This window comes from Filomicrobium insigne, from assembly GCF_900104305.1.
GTDB lineage: Bacteria > Pseudomonadota > Alphaproteobacteria > Rhizobiales > Hyphomicrobiaceae > Filomicrobium > Filomicrobium insigne.
The window spans coordinates 42,405-59,090 of record NZ_FNJC01000005.1 but is presented as its reverse complement, the minus strand read 5'-3'; the positions used below and the strand labels follow the sequence as shown (position 1 = coordinate 59,090).

The window sequence follows — 16,686 nt, the reverse complement described above, 5'->3', positions numbered from 1 at the left end:
TTTCCCGGTGCCGGATGTTGGAGCGTTTCACTATGCTCGCGTCCGGCTGCCGGCGAAACGAGCTTCTCAATCGTGCTTACCGTGGCAGTGCTTGTACTTTTTGCCCGAACCGCATGGGCACGGTGCGTTTCTTGCGACGCGTCCCCACGTTGCAGGATCGGACGGATCAATATCGCGCGAGCCTCGGCGTGTTTGTAAGGGCGCGCGACGTTCTTCTTCGCCGTATCCATCCCGGCCACCAGCTTCGATCGCGGCATCGGCCATTGCGAACTCGTCCAGGCCAGTCGTTGCATCGATATGATGAGCGTGCATGGGTGGTAGTTCTGTTGGCTGCAGGTACTCGTCCTCAGCTTCCTGAGCGAGCTCGATGTGCATGAGCTGACCGGTTACGGCTTCACGCAATCTCGACAACAGGGCTTCGAATAGAACAAAGGCTTCGGACTTGTATTCATTCAGTGGGTCGCGTTGCCCGTAAGCTCGGAAGCCGATGACCTGACGCAGATGCTCAAGCGTCACAAGGTGTTCACGCCAGAGATGATCCAGCGTCTGAAGGAGCACCATCTTTTCGATCTGACGGAACAGGTCGCTTCCGATGTCGGCGGCTTTGTAGGCGGCCTTTTCTTCGACGGCCTTCGAAAGGCGCTCGCGAATTTCTTCGTCGGCGATGCCTTCTTCGTTGGCCCAGTCGGCAATCGGCAAATCGAGGCCGAAGGTGTTGGAAACCGCTTCGGTCAGGCCGGCAACGTCCCATTGTTCCGCATAAGCGTTTTCAGGAATATGTTTCGTAATCAGCTCGTCGATGACCTGGTTGCGCATCTCCTGGATGATTTCAGAGACGTCGTCTTCGCCCATGATTTCAAGGCGTTGCTCGAAGATGACCTTACGCTGGTCGTTCATCACGTCGTCGTATTTGAGAACGTGCTTACGGGCATCGAAGTTGCGCGCTTCAACTTTGCGCTGCGCCATTTCGAGTGATTTGTTCATCCAGCGATGGGTGATCGCCTCGCCTTCTTGAAGGCCGAGAGACTTCAACACGCTCTCCATGCGATCGGACCCAAAGATCCGCATGAGGTCATCGTCAAGAGCGAGGTAAAACTTTGAGCGTCCGGGGTCACCCTGGCGGCCGGAGCGGCCACGCAGCTGGTTATCGATACGACGGCTTTCGTGGCGTTCGGTTGCAATAACGAAAAGGCCACCGGCATCGAGCGCACGTTGCTTGTCTTTGGCGACCCGCGCTTCGATTTCCTCGAATTTCTTCTTCTTTTCGGTCTCTGTCGGCTCGCGACCAGCTTTGGCTTCTTCTGCCAGCCAGTCCTTGAGTTGATACTCGGCGTTGCCGCCCAACTGAATATCGGTACCGCGGCCTGCCATGTTGGTCGCGATGGTGATCGCGCCGGGAATACCCGCTTGGGCGATGATGCTCGCTTCCTGCTCGTGATAGCGGGCATTCAAGACATTGTGCGGAATGACAGCCTCGGAGCCCTTTGCGTTGCGGGCGCGGTCGATGAGGAAGTTTCCAATATCTGTCAGGTAGTTTTTGAGTTCGCTCTCCTTCTCCTTGAGGGGCTTTGCCTGCTCAATGAGTTTATGGCCGAGTTCGGAGATCAACTTCTTGTCTTTGAGCAACTCCGAGAGCTGTTCGGATTTCTCAATGGATACCGTACCGACAAGTGTCGGCTGTCCGCGTCGTACGCTGTCGGCAATGGTTGTTACGATGGCAGAGAGTTTTTCTCGCTGCGTACGATAAACCTCATCATCTTCGTCAATGCGCGCGATGGTTTTGTTGGTCGGGATCTCGATGACATCGAGCCCGTAAATGTCCATGAATTCCGAGGCTTCAGTAAGCGCCGTACCGGTCATGCCGGCCAACTTTTTGTAGAGCCGGAAGTAATTCTGGAAGGTGATCGAGGCCAGCGTCTGGTTTTCAGGCTGGATCTCGACGTGTTCTTTGGCTTCGAGCGCCTGATGCAGGCCTTCCGAGTAGCGACGTCCAGCCATCATACGGCCGGTGAACTCGTCGATAATGACGACCTGGCCACCTTTAACAATGTAGTCCCGGTCGCGCTGGAACAGCTTGTGAGCTTTTAGCGCCTGATTGACGTGGTGGACTACGGTGACGTTATCGATGTCATAAAGCGAGCTGCCCTTAAGCATTCCGGCGGCTTCGAGCAGCTGCTCGATGTGCTCGTTGCCGACATCGGTCAGCGAGACCTGTCGTTGCTTTTCATCGAGTTCATAATCTTCCGCGTTCAATTGCGGCATGAAGCTGTCGATGGCGTTATAAAGTTCGGCGCGGTCGTCAAGCGGACCAGAGATAATGAGTGGCGTGCGGGCTTCGTCGACCAGGATTGAGTCGACCTCGTCGACGATCGCAAAGAAATGATCGCGTTGGACCATTTCATCGCGGCTCATCTTCATGTTGTCGCGTAGATAATCGAAGCCCAGCTCGTTATTGGTGGCGTACGTTACATCACAATTGTAAGCGTCTTTGCGTGCATCATCATCGAGTTCATGGACGATGCAACCGACAGTTAGGCCTAGGAAACGATAGATCTGGCCCATCCAGTCGGCGTCGCGTTGGGCGAGATAGTCGTTGACCGTAACGACGTGGACGCCTTTGCCAGCCAATGCGTTGAGGTAGACGGGTAGTGTCGCCACAAGCGTCTTACCTTCACCGGTCTTCATTTCGGCGATATTGCCACCGTGCAGGACCATGCCGCCGATCAACTGGACGTCGAAGTGACGCTGGCCTAGAGTTCGCTTTGCGGCCTCGCGCACGGTTGCGAAAGCAGGAACCAAAAGGTCGTCGAGTTTGGCCCCTTCTTTGATCTGGCGGCGGAACTCTTCGGTCCGGGCTCGCAGGGCGTCATCCGATAGGGCCTCGATTTCCGGTTCCAGAGCGTTTATTGCCTGAACGCGGGGGCGGTAGCTCTTTACGCGCCTCGCATTGGACGAGCCGAAAATCTTGGTTGCCAGCGTGGCGATTGGGAGCATTCGGTCCTCAAACGTTTTTCAAACGGGAGCCCCTCCGGACATCCCAAAAATTCTCAGCCCCGCTGCCGTCATACGCATCGCAAGCCCGTTCACGCGATGCTCACACCGGTGGTTGGGCGCGATCTTCAACCTTGGGTGGAAGAACGGCCGAGAGTGCGAAGCCGACACGACAAAGTGCGGCCAGACGAACCGGTCCATGCCGTTAGAGGCAGAAATAAGGACCGGCAAGCGTAAATGTCAACGGATCGCCGTGGCTGAGACGGGTCGAAACGCGATCAGCGGTTGACCAATCTATCGAAATCTTCACTTGGCAGCGTCGCATGGGCTGGTCTATCGATGCCGGCAACACATTGAGTTTTAACACTCCTACGATGGCCGGGCCGGTTCAAAAGTCACAACTAAGAGCCGTGGCGGTAGAAGCCAATCGACCGGGAAAGGAACAACGCGTGAAAGTTTCCATGACATCCAAGTCCACAATGAATTTACTCGCGGCGGCCATGCTTGGCGCCCTCGTCTGGCTGCCTGCTGGGCCAATCGCCGCCGAAGATGCACCGCTGGCAACCGTCAATGGCAAGCCCGTTACGGATCGGGATCTGCAACTAGCAGAATCTGAAATCGGCTCCGACCTCGGCAATCTGCCGGAGTCCACGCGACGTCGCGTTTTAGTTGAATACATTATCGAAACGCAACTTATGGCGGATGCCGCGCTTGGCGAAAAGATGGATCAGGCGCCGGGCTTCGATGAGCGGATGGCCTACTACAAGCGCAAAGCGCTACGCGAGGCCTACTTCGATAGCAAAATCAAGGACTCTGTGGGTGAAGCGGCCGCTAAGGCATTTTACGACGACCAGATCAAAGGCATGAAGCCGGAGGAAGAGGTCAAAGCGCGTCACATTCTGGTGAAAACAGAAGAAGAGGCGCGTGATATCAAGGAAAAGATCGCTCGCGGAGCCGACTTTGCGGAGATGGCTAAGGAATTCTCTCAGGACCCTGGGACGAAGGACAACGGTGGGCTTCTTGGCTTCTTCTCGCGCGGTCAGATGGTTCCACAGTTCGAGGAGCCTGCGTTCATGCTAGAGCCGGGCGATATTTCCGATCCGGTCGAGAGCCGGTTCGGCTGGCACCTGATCAAGGTCGAGGAGCGCCGCAAGAAGCCGCTGCCGACATTCGACGAGGTCAAGGACCGCATTCTTAACTCAATGATCCATCGCAAGGCTCAGTCCGTCGCGGAGGATCTCCGTAAAAACGCGAAGATTGAATACGTCGATCCGGAGATCAAAAAGGAAGTGGCGGCGCAAGAGGCTCAAGCCGAGCAGCAGCGCCAAATGATCGAGCAGCAAATCAAGCAGCTTGAGGCGAAAGAAAAGGCAGGCGAGGCGGACAAGAAAGATGCCGAACCGGCTGAGGGCAAGAAAGCCGAATAAGCCGGCGCTCGCTCTAATCTTTGCTGATGTCTCGGGCCGCTTGTTTTTTTGCGGCCCGAACTGTTTTCTGTGCCGGGGTTTCAGTCCTTTCACCTTTTGTTGAATCGCGGAGCCCCCCTTAGCTCTTTGTTTGGTTGTGCTTCTTATCGGAAAGCCGGTTTCCACTTTTCCGGATGCACGCCACCTTCTCATTCGGAGATCCGAGATGGGTTCACCACCACCGCTTTCGCCGTTCGCCCCCAAATCATTGCCGCAGGCTGCTCCGGTGGAAGGCGTGCGTTTGGCGGTCGCTGAAGCGGGTATTCGCTATAAGGGCCGAAAGGATTTGATGGTGGCAGTACTGGACCCTGGCACGGTGGTGGCCGGCGTCCTCACGCAGTCCAAAACAAGATCTGCGCCTGTCGATTGGTGCGCGGCTCAATTGCGTCACGGATGCGCGCGGGCATTGGTGGTCAATTCCGGTAATGCGAATGCTTTTACGGGTAAGCGCGGGCAGGAAGCTGTCGAGATCACGGCAGCCGCAGCGGCGGAGGCGGTTGGGTGTGCTCCAGAAGAGGTGATGCTGGCTTCGACGGGTGTCATCGGAGAGCCGATGGACGCCGGTGCGTTTTCACACCTGCTGAAAGGGCTTGCTACTGAAGCGGCGCCTGATGCGCTGTTGCCGGCGGCGCAGGCTATCATGACGACGGACACCTATCCCAAGCTCGTGTCAGTGAGCGTTGATTTGGATGGGGTGCCGGTGCGCATTGCTGGTTTCGCCAAGGGGGCAGGCATGATCGCGCCCGACATGGCGACGATGCTGAGCTTTATTTTTACCGATGCTCCGATCGCACACCCGGTCCTGCAAGCTCTCGTTTCAGAGCTCGCTGATCAAACCTTCAATTGCATCACCGTGGATGGCGATACTTCGACTAGCGATACGGTTCTTGTGTTCGCAACGGGTAAAGCTGCGGAGCGCGGTGCGGCGGAGATTGCGGACGCAATGGATCCTCGCGTTCCGGCGTTTTCTGCTGCGCTCAAGGGCGTGATGCATGACCTCGCGATGGCGATCGTTAAAGACGGCGAGGGATTGAGCAAGTTCGTGGAAATCGAGGTGACGGGTGCTGAGAGTGACAAGGCAGCCCGAACAATCGCTTTTTCTATTGCCAATTCACCAATCATGAAGGCCGCGATCGCCGGTGAAGATCCGAACTGGGGACGCGTCGTCATGGCGGTGGGCAAATCCGGAGAGGCTGCTGACCGCGACCGGCTTTCGATCTGGTTCGGGCCGCATCTCGTCGCGAAAGAGGGGGAGCGCGCGCCGGAGTATGTCGAACAGACCGTGGCTCAATATATGAAGAACGCTGAGATTAAGATCTGCGTCGACGTTGGTATCGGCGGCGGTCACGCACGTGTGTGGACTTGCGATTTGACGCACGCGTACATTTCTATCAATGCGGATTATCGCAGCTAGAAACAAACGAGAGGGATGCTGCACGCATCTCCGCGATGAGGTGAGAGCGATGGAACCAGAATTCTGGATCAAGCGCTGGGAAACGGGTGACATCGGCTTTCATCGTGACGAGGTGCAGGCGGGGCTATCCGAATTCTGGCCGCAGATCGCCCAGAACACTGAAACCCGTGTTTTTGTGCCTCTGTGCGGTAAAAGTCTCGATATGCGTTGGCTTGCGGCGCGCGGGCATTCCGTGCTCGGCGTGGAACTCAGTGCACAGGCGGTTGAAGCCTTCTTTGAGAATGAGCGGCTTGAGCCTGAGGTGCGCCGGGAAGAAAGTTTCTCGGTTTATTCTGCGGGGCCATTTGATATCTGGTGCGGCGATCTGTTTCAATTGCCCGAAGGCGTCCTTGCAAATGTCTCTTATTTTTATGACCGGGCGAGCCTTGTGGCACTCCCTCCCGACATGCGGGCCAAGTATGCGCGGAGGCTGGGGGAGGTGTTGAAGCCTGAGGTCAGTGGGTTGCTCGTTTCGCTTTCCTATAATCCTGCCGAAATGTCTGGCCCGCCTTTTTCGGTGTCGAAGGTCGAAGTGGAAAAGCTGTTTGGCGACCGTTTCGCGATAGATCTACTATCTGAGCGTGATGCTCTTGCAGGAAATGCCAATCTCATAAAACGTGGCCTGACGGGTCTCGTTGAAACTTGTTACAGGCTGCGCTGATGGCTCTTACTACTTTACGTCCTTCATCCGAGGGAGATGCGGCACCGCAGTCCAAAATGCTGCTTGTTGTGGCCGCTGCGCTTGTCGATCCGAACAACCATGTGCTTATCGCGCGACGTCCTGCAGGCAAAAATCTCGCTGGTCTGTGGGAGTTTCCCGGCGGCAAGGTGCACGTCGGGGAAACGCCCGAGGCGGCTCTCGTGCGCGAATTGCGTGAGGAACTGGACATCGAGGTCTGTGAAAGCTGCCTCGCACCGTTCACCTTCGCCAGCCACACTTACGAGCAGTTTCATTTGCTGATGCCCCTTTACCTCTGTCGGAAATGGGATGGGGACATCGTCGCGCGGGAAGGCCAGGAGTTGGCTTGGGTGCGTGCCAGTCGACTCGGCAAGTATCCGATGCCGCCAGCAGACATTCCGCTTGTCCCCATGCTGAGGGACCTGCTCGGCTGATCAAGTGGTCCGACTAGTCTCGACGTTTTGAATTGCCGACTTGGTCCGGTTTTTCTCCGGTGGAATGTTCCGTCGTGCCTAGGGCGTCTGCCAGACGATGTTGTGCGGAGCCTGGACGCAAGGGCTTCTGCTGACTTTCGTGCGGTGCCCATGCCGTCATCGTGATCAATTCAAAGGTAGCGGGTATCCTTCCGTCAGAGGTTGCGAAGGTGTCTATATAAACCTCGCATGCGCGCGCCAGCAGATGACGCGTGACGGGATGTCTGTGCCGCCCTGATAGAGCATTTGCGGCGCCCATTTTCTTGAGTTCCCTCATCAGTGCGAGGGGGGAATCATAGGTCACTGTCAGCGTTTCGGAATCGACGACGGGAAGTGCAAAGCCCGCTCGCTGCAAAAGAGCCCCTACCTCGCGGACATCGGCAAAAGGTGCCACGCGCGGCGAGACACCACCGGAAACTTCGGACTCAGCAACCAGCCAAGCATGACGCAGTTCTCTCAACGTGGCGCCGCCTAGCAATGTGGCCAGGAGCAGACCGTCAGGCCGCAAAGCCTTGCGGATCTGAATGAGGGTGCCGGGCAAATCGTTGACGAACTGGAACGCTAAGCCAGAGACGACCAGATCAAGGCTTTCGGAAGCAAACGGGAGGGCCTCTTCATCGGCGAGGACGCGGGGGCCCGTGCATTGCATGAGGAGGTTGAGCGATGCGTCGGCGTCTATCACCACGCCGACGTTGTCGAGTTCTCTAATTCTACGGCTTAGCAGACCGTGGTGGGCTCCAAGATTGAGCGTTGCCGGAAATGATCGCGTGACGATGGATAGGCGGTCAACGAGGTCGTCACTCACATAAGCCAGCAGGAAGTCGTGATCGGCGGCACCACCCGCGGCGCGGTTGCGCTGACGGCGAAGCTGGGCACGGTCAAAAACGATATTTGAGGTCTCGGATGCCATTCCTGATTCCGTGGCTTTGCAGGCCTGGGCGATATGAATAGAGGCGTGCACTTCGTTCTACATAGGTCGCGCTGGCTCTCGCCGATTCAAGCTGAGCAGGTTATCCTCGTGTACGGAGGAATTTGCTTATGGTTGTTTCAGGCAAGGGCGAAAGTAACGGCGCAGAGCCGCAGACACGCTCAGCTTTTAGCGCATTTTTTGTCAATGCGCGCGCCCTTGCCGGTCGCCTCGCCGACACCATTGTTCCGCCTGTCTGTCTCGCGTGCCAGGCTCCCTTATCCGTACATCATGCGCTTTGCCCGGAATGTTGGTGCCAAATAGATTTTATTCGTGCGCCTTTGTGTGACCGGCTCGGTTTGCCTCTGCCGTTTGATACGGGTGGGGTCATGATTTCGGCGGCGGCCGCGGTGCGCGTGCCGCTCTATCATCGGGCGCGTGCGGTCGCGAGTTATGACGGCGTTATGCGTCAGCTTATCCATCGCTTCAAATATCACGATCGCCACGATATTCGGCGGCTATTCGGTGGTTGGCTGCTGCAGGCGGGGCACGAATTGCTAGATACCGCTGATGTCATTGTCCCCGTTCCGCTCAATCGCTTACGGCTGCTCAAGCGCCGATTCAATCAAGCGGCCATCCTGGGCGGGGAGCTCAGCCGACGGTCGGGGGTAAAGCACTCACCTATGGTCCTGCACCGCGTGCGGGCGACCCGGAGCCAAGTCGGTTTGACCCATGCGCAACGGAGGCAGAATGTGCGGGGGGCGTTTGTTATCGCACCTATGGGGCGGTCCATTGTGCAGGGACGCCGCGTTCTTCTTGTTGACGATGTCGTTACGACCGGCGCCACGGTGGAGGCTTGTGCCAAGGTCTTGCTGGATGCCGGTGCGGTGGCAGTTGATGTTCTGGCCTTGGCGTTGGTCACGGAGCCCGAACGCATGACGACGTAACGTCGCGGTTGTTGAAAGTGCATGGTTAGGGCTTTGCCATGAACACCTGCTATCGCTAGCTTTTCGGGTTGATCCGGCAGCGTGTGAGACGAGGGAATGGCGCACATAACCATCTACACAACACTGTTGTGTCCATACTGCCATATGGCCACAAACCTGCTCCGCAAAAAGAATGCCCCGTTTGAGGAAATTGATGTTACGGCGCGCGCTGATTTGCGGGAGGCCATGCGTGCGAAGGCGGCGGGTCGCAATACGGTGCCGCAGATCTTTATCGGTGATGAGCATGTTGGCGGCTGGGACGATCTGTTCGCCCTTGAAACGACAGGCCGTCTCGACGCTAAGCTGACCCCCCGGAGTGATTGAGCAGTTTTCGGGGTTTCTCTCGATAGCCGAGCGGCGTATTCCTTTTTGTTAGCGTGGTCAGCGAAGCATATTCGAATACAACGGGCGGCACATGACTAATAACACTATTGCAGGTGAAAAATTTCGGGCGGGCCTCGTACAAATGTGCTCGGGCCGTACGGTCGACGCCAATGTGACGGCAGCGGTTGCGTTGATCCGTGAGGCGGCAGCGGGAGGCGCGCAGTATGTTCAGACGCCCGAAGTCACGACGCTGATGGAGCTCGATCGCGAACGTTTGTTTGCCGCTTGTCAGCCGGAGGAAGGAAATGAGGCGTTAGCGGCGTTTCAGTCGGTTGCGCACGCGCTTGGGATTTGGCTGCACATCGGATCGATCCCCGTGCGGGTAACGCCGGACAAGCTGGCGAACAGGTCTTTCCTGATTTCACCCGCTGGCGAGATCGCCGCGCGCTATGACAAGATCCATATGTTCGACGTCGAGCTTGCCAATGGTGAGAGTTACCGCGAAAGCGAGAACTATAAGGCCGGAGAAGAAGCCGTGATCGCGGCCACACCTTGGGGCGGCCTCGGTTTGACGATCTGCTACGACCTACGTTTTCCCTATCTTTTCCGGGCGTTGGCTCATGGCGGGGCTTCGTTGTTAGCCGTGCCTGCGGCGTTCACGCGTACGACGGGTGAGGCGCACTGGCATACCTTGTTGCGTTCGCGGGCGATCGAGGCACAGTGTTTCGTGCTTGCGGCGGCGCAGGGTGGTCAGCATGAGCATGGCCGTTCAACCTATGGTCATAGCGTCATCATTTCACCTTGGGGTGAAGTTCTGGCCGAAGGCGGGACGGAACCGGGCGTCGTTTTTGCTGACCTCGATTTGGGGCAAGTTGCTCAAGTCCGTGCGCGTGTTCCGTCTTTGCGGCATGACCGTTCCTTCACGGTAACGACGCAGGCGATGACGGCGCCGATGGAGAGCTGAGGGAACCCTGCTCCGCATGACGGACGAGGTACGAGCGCTGGAAGTGGGGCGGGGCCGCGAACCGGAGCGCTCGTGCGCGCGGGAGTTGAAGACAGGTTTCAATTGGTCGGGCCATGCGCGGATACTGCTGCTGACGTTCGCCGTTTCGGCTGTGGCCCTTGTTCTGATTGTGGCGGCGTTGAATCCGTACGGCAATCTGCCGTGGAGTTTCACCGGATCTCATGTCGTCATGGACGACAATCAGCGCTTTCAGTATCCGGCGCTGGTGCGGGAAAAGGACTACGATTCGGTTGTCGTCGGAACGTCAACGTCACGCTTGTTGGATCCAGAGCTTCTTGATGCCCAGTTTGGCGGCCGATTTCTGAACCTAGCGCTCAATGATGGGCGGGCCTGGGAGCAGAGCCAATTCATGCACCTCGTGCAGTCTGAAGGGGCAAAACTCCATACCCTTATTGTCGGCCTTGATGTGGTGTGGTGCGATCAGCGTGCCGATGAGCGGCGTATCACAAAGCGGGGCTTTCCCGATTGGATGTACGACGCCAATCCCTGGAACGATTTCCCGTTCATGCTAAATGGAAAGGCCGTTGAAATCGCCGGCCGGAAGCTTGCTTATCATTTGGGGCTCACAGAGGCTCGCATATCCTCACGCGGGTTCGAGGTCTTTGTTCCGCCGGATGCGAGCTATGACGCTGAAAAGGCCAAACGTAAGATTTGGGGAAATCGCGGGCATCGACGCACTGCTGCCTCAAAACCTTACGTAGCTTCGGATGAAGAGCGGAAGGGATGGGATTTTCCAGCCTTGAAGTGGCTGGACGCCGATTTGGGTGCGCTCGCTGCTCAGCGGGTGATCCTGGTTTTTATGCCGGTTCATATTGCTGCCCAGCCGCGTCTTGGTAGCGACGTTGCCGCCGTCGAAACGGAATGTAAGTCCCGCATCGCGGGCTTAGCACGTCGGCACGACGCCTATCTTATTGATTTTCGGCGCCATTCTCAGCTTACGACCCGCGACGAGAATTATTGGGACAATTTGCACTATCGGCTACCGATAGCCGGACAAATCATCGATAGCCTCGGCGAAGCTCTTAAAACGGGTGGCGCCGCCGCAGACGGAACATGGCATGTTCTGGCGCAACCTGCAGGCAAATAGCCGCAGAATGCTGGGATACCAGGGTGATTTGGGCCTCGTGGAAAGTACAACCGCTGACAAGGGCTTGCCGGAGCGGGCTCGGCGGTGCACAAAATGCGGCCAAACAAGGCGGTAAGTGTTCGCCGCGGCTGGTTCAGTTAAAGAGCCGACACCTCCACGGGATAGCAAGGAGAGATAATTCATGCTCACCGACACGGTTGCAATGGCGCGCGCCGAGACGGCGAAGCGGAGCGATGTGCGTCATGACTGGACACGTGTCGAAGCGCTCGAACTCTATCGGCGCCCGTTTAACGATCTGCTTTTTGAGGCGCACACGGTTCATCGTCGCTACTTCGACGCCAACGCCGTCCAGAAGAGCCAGCTGATTTCGATCAAGACGGGCGGGTGCCCGGAGGATTGCGGATATTGCAGCCAGTCCGCGAAATACGATTCCGGCTTGAAGGCTTCAAAGCTGATGGCGGTCCAGGAGGTGCTCGAAGGCGCGCGTGCGGCCAAGGCTTCGGGCGCTACGCGCTACTGCATGGGGGCAGCATGGCGGAGCCCGAAGGCGCGTGACATGGACACGATCGTGGCCATGGTCGAGGGCGTGAAAGAATTGGGCCTTGAGACGTGCATGACGCTGGGCATGCTCACGGACGATGATGTCGGCCGGCTCAAGGACGCCGGGCTCGACTACTACAACCACAACATCGATACATCGGAGCGCTATTACTCCGAGATCATCACAACGCGCAGCTTTGAAAGCCGTATCGACACGATCAATCGGGTGCGGGAAGCGGGCATCAAGGTTTGCTGCGGCGGCATTCTCGGTATGGGCGAGGATAGTCAGGACCGGGTGGACATGCTGGTCACGCTGGCTAATCTCGAACAGCATCCGGAAAGTGTCCCGATCAACATGCTCATACCGATTCCGGGGACGCCGTTGGCGTCGACGGAGAGGATCGATGGTATCGACTTCGTACGCACCATTGCAGTTGCGCGCATCATGATGCCGAAGTCAGTCGTTCGCTTGTCCGCCGGGCGCACGGAGATGAGCGACGAGCTTCAAGCTCTATGCTTCTTTGCCGGAGCGAATTCGATCTTTGTCGGCGAGACATTGCTCACGGCGGACAATCCTGGCGAAGACGCGGATGATGTGCTGTTCGACAAGCTCGGTCTTCAAGGTATGGCACCCGGAACCTGAAGGGGTTCGTTAGCCGGATGACCTGAAAGGCGAAAGGCTCCATGAACGACGCGCGGGCGAAAAGCAGGCACGCAGCTCAGGCGCGCGGTCTTGAAGCGCTGGCCCGTCGCAATCGGTTGCGGCAGCTTTCACCGCGCGCAGGGCTCGACTTTGCCTCAAACGATTATCTCGGCTTGGCTTCGGCTCCTGAGTTGCGGGAAGCGGCGATGGTTGCTTTGGAACAGGGGGCAAGTATCGGCTCTGGAGGATCGCGTCTCCTACGAGGGAACGATGCTGAACACGAGGCGCTTGAGGCGGAAGCGGCCACGTTCTTCGGAGCTGAGGCTGCGCTCTTCTTCGGCGGCGGATTTGTTGCGAACTACGCACTGTTTTCTACGCTGCCGCAGCGCGAAGACCTTATCGTCCATGATGAACTGATCCACGCCAGTGTGCACGATGGCATGAAGGCTTCGCGCGCTCCGCATGTTGCCGTTCCGCATAACGACGTGCAGGCGTTCGGGGATGCCATCGCGAAGTGGCGGTCTCAGGGGCATACGGGACGAGCCTGGATTGCGGTGGAAAGTCTCTACAGCATGGATGGGGACATCGCGCCGCTGGAAGACCTGATGAGCGTCGCGCGCCGGCATGATGCGATACTGGTTGCCGATGAGGCCCATGCGACGGGCGTCTTTGGTCCTCAAGGCCGGGGGCTCTCGGCGAGGTTCGAGGCGACCGAGAATTTCATCGCGCTTCATACCTGTGGCAAAGCGCTGGGCGTTATGGGCGGGATTATTACGGCGCCCAAGGTCTTGTGTGATTTCATCGTCAATCGGGGGCGTCCATTTATTTATGCGACGGCGCCATCGCCTCTGCTTGCGGCGGTGGTGCGGGCAAGTCTTCGGCTCATCGCGCAGGGCGACGAGCGCCGGGCGCAGTTGAGCCACCTCGTTCGGCGTGTCGGGCGGGCACTTGAAGAGAAATGTGGTATCCAGCCCACGGGCACACAGATCCAGCCGGTGATTGTCGGAAGTGATGCTGAGGCCGTGCGACTTGCGGCGGCGATGCAAGCGCGCGGGTATGATATCCGTGCGATCCGCCCACCTACGGTGCCGGAAGGAACCGCGCGGCTGAGGCTGTCGCTTAATCTGAATGTGAGCGAGGATGAGGCTTTGGCCATGGTTGATGACCTCGCGGAAGAACAGGCGCAACGGCTGGCATCATGACATCGGGTTTCATTGTTGCCGGAACCGACACGGGGATCGGAAAAACCGTCTTTTGTGCAGCGCTCACACGTGCGCTCGGCTTCAACTACTGGAAGCCCGTTCAAGCGGGGACGCAGGAGGAGACCGATACGCAGGTCGTGCAGCGGCTTTCAGGTTTGCCTGCGGATCACTTCCTTGAACCGCGATACAGTTTGCGCACGCCCTGTTCCCCTCATCTCGCGGCGGAGATTGACAAGGTACAAATCGAGCGGTCGCAGCTAGGTCTGCCTGAGACGGTGCGCCCCTTCGTTGTCGAGCTTGCCGGGGGGCTGCTGGTGCCGCTCACACGCGACCTGCTCCAGATCGATGTCATCGGAGATTGGGCGCTTCCGATTATTCTCTGCGCGCGGACGTCGCTGGGTACGATCAACCATACTTTGCTCTCGATCGACGTGTTGAAGACGCGAGGTCTCAACATTCACGGGATCACTTTCATTGGTGAGGAGAACATCGATACGGAACGCACGATATGCGATTTCGCGATGACACGGCGTCTGGGGCGTTTGCCCTTGTTGGCGTCGCTCGATGCGGTAACTCTGCATGCGGCATTCGACGCGCACTTTCGTCGTGAGGTTTTCCAATGAGCGTGCAATCAGAATCGCCCGTTTGGCATCCTTTCACGCAACATGCGCTGCAGGCAGAGTTTCCGGAAATTGCGCGTGCTAAGGGTGCGATCCTGCAAACGGCTTCAGGCCGGAAGATCCTCGATGCCATTTCGTCGTGGTGGGTTGTTACCCACGGTCATCGGCATCCGCACATCATGGACGCGATAAAGCGTCAGTGCGATGTGCTGGATCATGTCATCTTCGCTGGCTTTACGCATGAGCCTGCGGAGCGGCTGGCGCAGGAACTCATCCGTCTTGCTCCCGCAGGCTTGTCGCATGTGTTTTATTCCGATTCCGGATCGACCGCCGTTGAAGTTGGTCTGAAGATGGCGCTCGGGTATTGGCACAACAGAGGGGAACCGCGTTCACGCATCCTTGCGCTGGAGCACGCCTATCATGGCGACACTGTCGGAACGATGTCGGCAGGTGCGCGGGGCGTTTTTAACGAGGCCTATGGTCCTTTGTTGTTCGATGTTGAGCGGTTGCCGTTTCCTGTGTCGGGGAGCGAGCAGGGCACGCTCGATGCGCTTGAAGCGGCATGCCGTGATCAGGCGGTGGCTGCGCTCATCGTGGAACCATTGATCCTCGGGGCCGGAGGTATGCTGACCTGGCCGGCAGAGACGCTCACAGAGATGAAACGCATCTGTGAGCGGTTTGATGTGCTGTTGATTGCCGACGAGGTCATGACCGGATGGGGGCGGACGGGCACGTTGTTTGCGTGTGAACAGGCAGGCATCACGCCTGATATTCTGTGTCTGGCAAAGGGGATCACGGGGGGAAGCATGCCGCTAGCGGCGACGTTGGCGACGGCGCCGATATTTGAAGCGCACTATTCTCAAGATCGCACGCGGACCTTTTATCATTCGAGTTCGTATACGGCGAACCCGATCGCCTGCGCCGCTGCGTTGGCCAACGTCGGAATCTGGCAAAGCGAGCCGGTGGGCCAACGTATCTCGACCTTGAGCACGCTACAGTCCGAACGGCTCAACCGGTTTTCCGGTGACCAACGTTTTTCATCCCTGCGTCAGTGCGGGACGATTGCAGCTATGGATCTGGCTTGCGGGGATCCTGGCTATCTCGCCGGGGTAGGGCCTCGCCTTTATGACTTCTTCCTCGAAAGGGACGTTCTGTTGCGACCGTTGGGCTCCACGATCTATGTGCTTCCGCCGTACTGTGTGACGGCGCAGGATCTCGACAAAATTTATGATGCGATTTCTGATGCCGCCGAGTTGGTTAATGCCGCATGAGTGTCGCGGGCAGTAGGAATAGCATTGGTGTCGAGATCGCTGGGCTTGGGCATTATGCGCCGGAGCGGATCGTTACCAATGCCGAAATCGAGCAGCAGCTTGGGCTCGAAGCTGGGTGGATCGAGCGACGGACGGGAATCCGGTCCCGCCGATGGGCGCATGATGATCAGGCACTTTCGGACATCGCAATTGCTGCAGGGGAGCGGGCGCTAGAGCGGGCGGGACTCGCACGCAAGGACGTCGGGCTTTTGTTGCTCGCGACGTCTACACCGGATCATTTGTTGCCGCCGTCGGCTCCGCTCGTGGCGCATCGCCTGGGGTTGAGCCGGGCCGGGGGCATTGACATGGCAGGCGCCTGCGCCGGTTTCGTTTATGCTTTGAGCTTGGCGGATTCCTTCGTGAGAACAAGGCGCGTTCCAGTTCTTGTCATCGCTGGCAATATTCTGTCGCGGCGCATAAATCCGGAAGAGCGTGCGAGCGCGATCCTTTTTGCCGATGCTGCAGGCGCCGTTTTGCTGGCTCCGAGTTCCAGAGAAAATGCAGGCGTTATCGGTTGCGAACTGGCGAGTGAGGGTGATGGATACGATCTCATCAAAATCCCGTCAGGAGGAAGCCGGCAGCCATTCCGCATGGGGCTGGATCCAATTGAAACGCTGATGTCGTTGTCTGACGGGCGGGCCGTGTTTCAGAAGGCGGTGGCCATGATGACAGATACAAGTCGTGCAGCTTTGACGCAGGCAGGACTGAGTATTTCGGACATCGACCATTGGATTCCACACCAGGCAAATGCCCGCATTATTGAGGCCGTTCGCGGGCGTTTGGGGTGTTCAGCCGACCAAGTTATTTCGACAGTGCCAGACTACGCGAATAGCTCCGCCGCCTCGATTCCGTTCACGCTATCGAAAGGTGCGGAAGCTCGCGACTATCGTTCCTCGCAAGTCGTGCTATTCTCGGCAGCAGGCGCTGGTCTGACAGGTGGCGCGGTCGTCTTCCGTCTCTAGGGAACTGGAAGGCGGGAAG

General features: G+C 57.9%; 15 protein-coding genes. 13 read left to right on the top strand and 2 right to left on the bottom strand.

Translation table 11 applies throughout. The annotated features are described in order from the left end of the window. Window positions 1-66: 66 nt before the first annotated feature. The gene (secA, locus tag BLS30_RS16165) at window positions 67-2,994 is read right to left on the bottom strand and encodes a preprotein translocase subunit SecA (RefSeq protein ID WP_046476752.1); all 2,928 of its coding nucleotides are present in this window, start codon (window positions 2,992-2,994) and stop codon (window positions 67-69) included. Window positions 2,995-3,452: 458 nt separating this feature from the next. On the opposite strand from secA, the gene BLS30_RS16160 reads away from it, so the two are divergent. The 4 genes from BLS30_RS16160 to mutT all read left to right on the top strand — a co-directional run bounded on the left by BLS30_RS16160 (window position 3,453) and on the right by mutT (window position 7,023). After that, window positions 3,453-4,418: a peptidylprolyl isomerase gene (locus tag BLS30_RS16160; RefSeq protein WP_244464999.1), complete on the top strand. Its 966-nt coding sequence runs from the start codon at window positions 3,453-3,455 to the stop codon at window positions 4,416-4,418. A gap of 205 nt (window positions 4,419-4,623) precedes the next feature. Beyond that, window positions 4,624-5,871, top strand: a complete 1,248-nt coding sequence (gene argJ, locus BLS30_RS16155; RefSeq protein ID WP_046476750.1) for a bifunctional glutamate N-acetyltransferase/amino-acid acetyltransferase ArgJ — start codon at window positions 4,624-4,626, stop codon at window positions 5,869-5,871. Window positions 5,872-5,920: 49 nt separating this feature from the next. Beyond that, window positions 5,921-6,571: a thiopurine S-methyltransferase gene (locus tag BLS30_RS16150; protein ID WP_170832500.1), complete on the top strand. Its 651-nt coding sequence runs from the start codon at window positions 5,921-5,923 to the stop codon at window positions 6,569-6,571. Next, window positions 6,571-7,023, top strand: coding sequence for an 8-oxo-dGTP diphosphatase MutT (gene mutT / locus BLS30_RS16145; RefSeq protein WP_244512493.1), 453 nt, complete (start codon window positions 6,571-6,573; stop codon window positions 7,021-7,023). Before BLS30_RS16150 ends, mutT begins: the two co-directional genes overlap by 1 nt. Window positions 7,024-7,036: 13 nt before the next feature. Here mutT and BLS30_RS16140 read toward each other — a convergent pair whose 3' ends face one another. After that, window positions 7,037-7,972 (bottom strand): methyltransferase domain-containing protein, encoded by a 936-nt coding sequence (locus BLS30_RS16140; RefSeq protein WP_090230380.1) that lies wholly within the window; start codon window positions 7,970-7,972, stop codon window positions 7,037-7,039. Between the two features lie 128 nt (window positions 7,973-8,100). On the opposite strand from BLS30_RS16140, the gene BLS30_RS16135 reads away from it, so the two are divergent. The 9 genes from BLS30_RS16135 to BLS30_RS16095 all read left to right on the top strand — a co-directional run bounded on the left by BLS30_RS16135 (window position 8,101) and on the right by BLS30_RS16095 (window position 16,667). Further along, complete coding sequence (locus BLS30_RS16135) at window positions 8,101-8,916, top strand: ComF family protein (protein ID WP_076605276.1); 816 nt, start codon at window positions 8,101-8,103, stop codon at window positions 8,914-8,916. A 96-nt stretch (window positions 8,917-9,012) separates the two neighbouring features. Beyond that, complete coding sequence (grxC, locus tag BLS30_RS16130) at window positions 9,013-9,279, top strand: glutaredoxin 3 (protein WP_046476741.1); 267 nt, start codon at window positions 9,013-9,015, stop codon at window positions 9,277-9,279. Between the two features lie 91 nt (window positions 9,280-9,370). Then, window positions 9,371-10,243: a carbon-nitrogen hydrolase family protein gene (locus BLS30_RS16125; protein WP_090230378.1), complete on the top strand. Its 873-nt coding sequence runs from the start codon at window positions 9,371-9,373 to the stop codon at window positions 10,241-10,243. A gap of 16 nt (window positions 10,244-10,259) precedes the next feature. Further along, the gene (locus BLS30_RS16120) at window positions 10,260-11,390 is read left to right on the top strand and encodes a hypothetical protein (protein WP_090230375.1); all 1,131 of its coding nucleotides are present in this window, start codon (window positions 10,260-10,262) and stop codon (window positions 11,388-11,390) included. A 181-nt stretch (window positions 11,391-11,571) separates the two neighbouring features. Continuing rightward, window positions 11,572-12,573, top strand: coding sequence for a biotin synthase BioB (bioB, locus tag BLS30_RS16115; RefSeq protein WP_210184056.1), 1,002 nt, complete (start codon window positions 11,572-11,574; stop codon window positions 12,571-12,573). A 41-nt stretch (window positions 12,574-12,614) separates the two neighbouring features. Then, window positions 12,615-13,775, top strand: a complete 1,161-nt coding sequence (locus BLS30_RS16110) for an 8-amino-7-oxononanoate synthase (protein WP_090230373.1) — start codon at window positions 12,615-12,617, stop codon at window positions 13,773-13,775. Beyond that, window positions 13,772-14,398 (top strand): dethiobiotin synthase, encoded by a 627-nt coding sequence (gene bioD / locus BLS30_RS16105; protein WP_090230371.1) that lies wholly within the window; start codon window positions 13,772-13,774, stop codon window positions 14,396-14,398. The genes BLS30_RS16110 and bioD overlap by 4 nt, the downstream gene beginning before the upstream one ends. Next, on the top strand, window positions 14,395-15,666 hold the full coding sequence (locus BLS30_RS16100; protein ID WP_090230368.1) for an adenosylmethionine--8-amino-7-oxononanoate transaminase: 1,272 nt from the start codon (window positions 14,395-14,397) through the stop codon (window positions 15,664-15,666). The genes bioD and BLS30_RS16100 overlap by 4 nt, the downstream gene beginning before the upstream one ends. Beyond that, complete coding sequence (locus BLS30_RS16095; RefSeq protein WP_046476732.1) at window positions 15,663-16,667, top strand: beta-ketoacyl-ACP synthase III; 1,005 nt, start codon at window positions 15,663-15,665, stop codon at window positions 16,665-16,667. The genes BLS30_RS16100 and BLS30_RS16095 overlap by 4 nt, the downstream gene beginning before the upstream one ends. Window positions 16,668-16,686 lie beyond the last annotated feature (19 nt).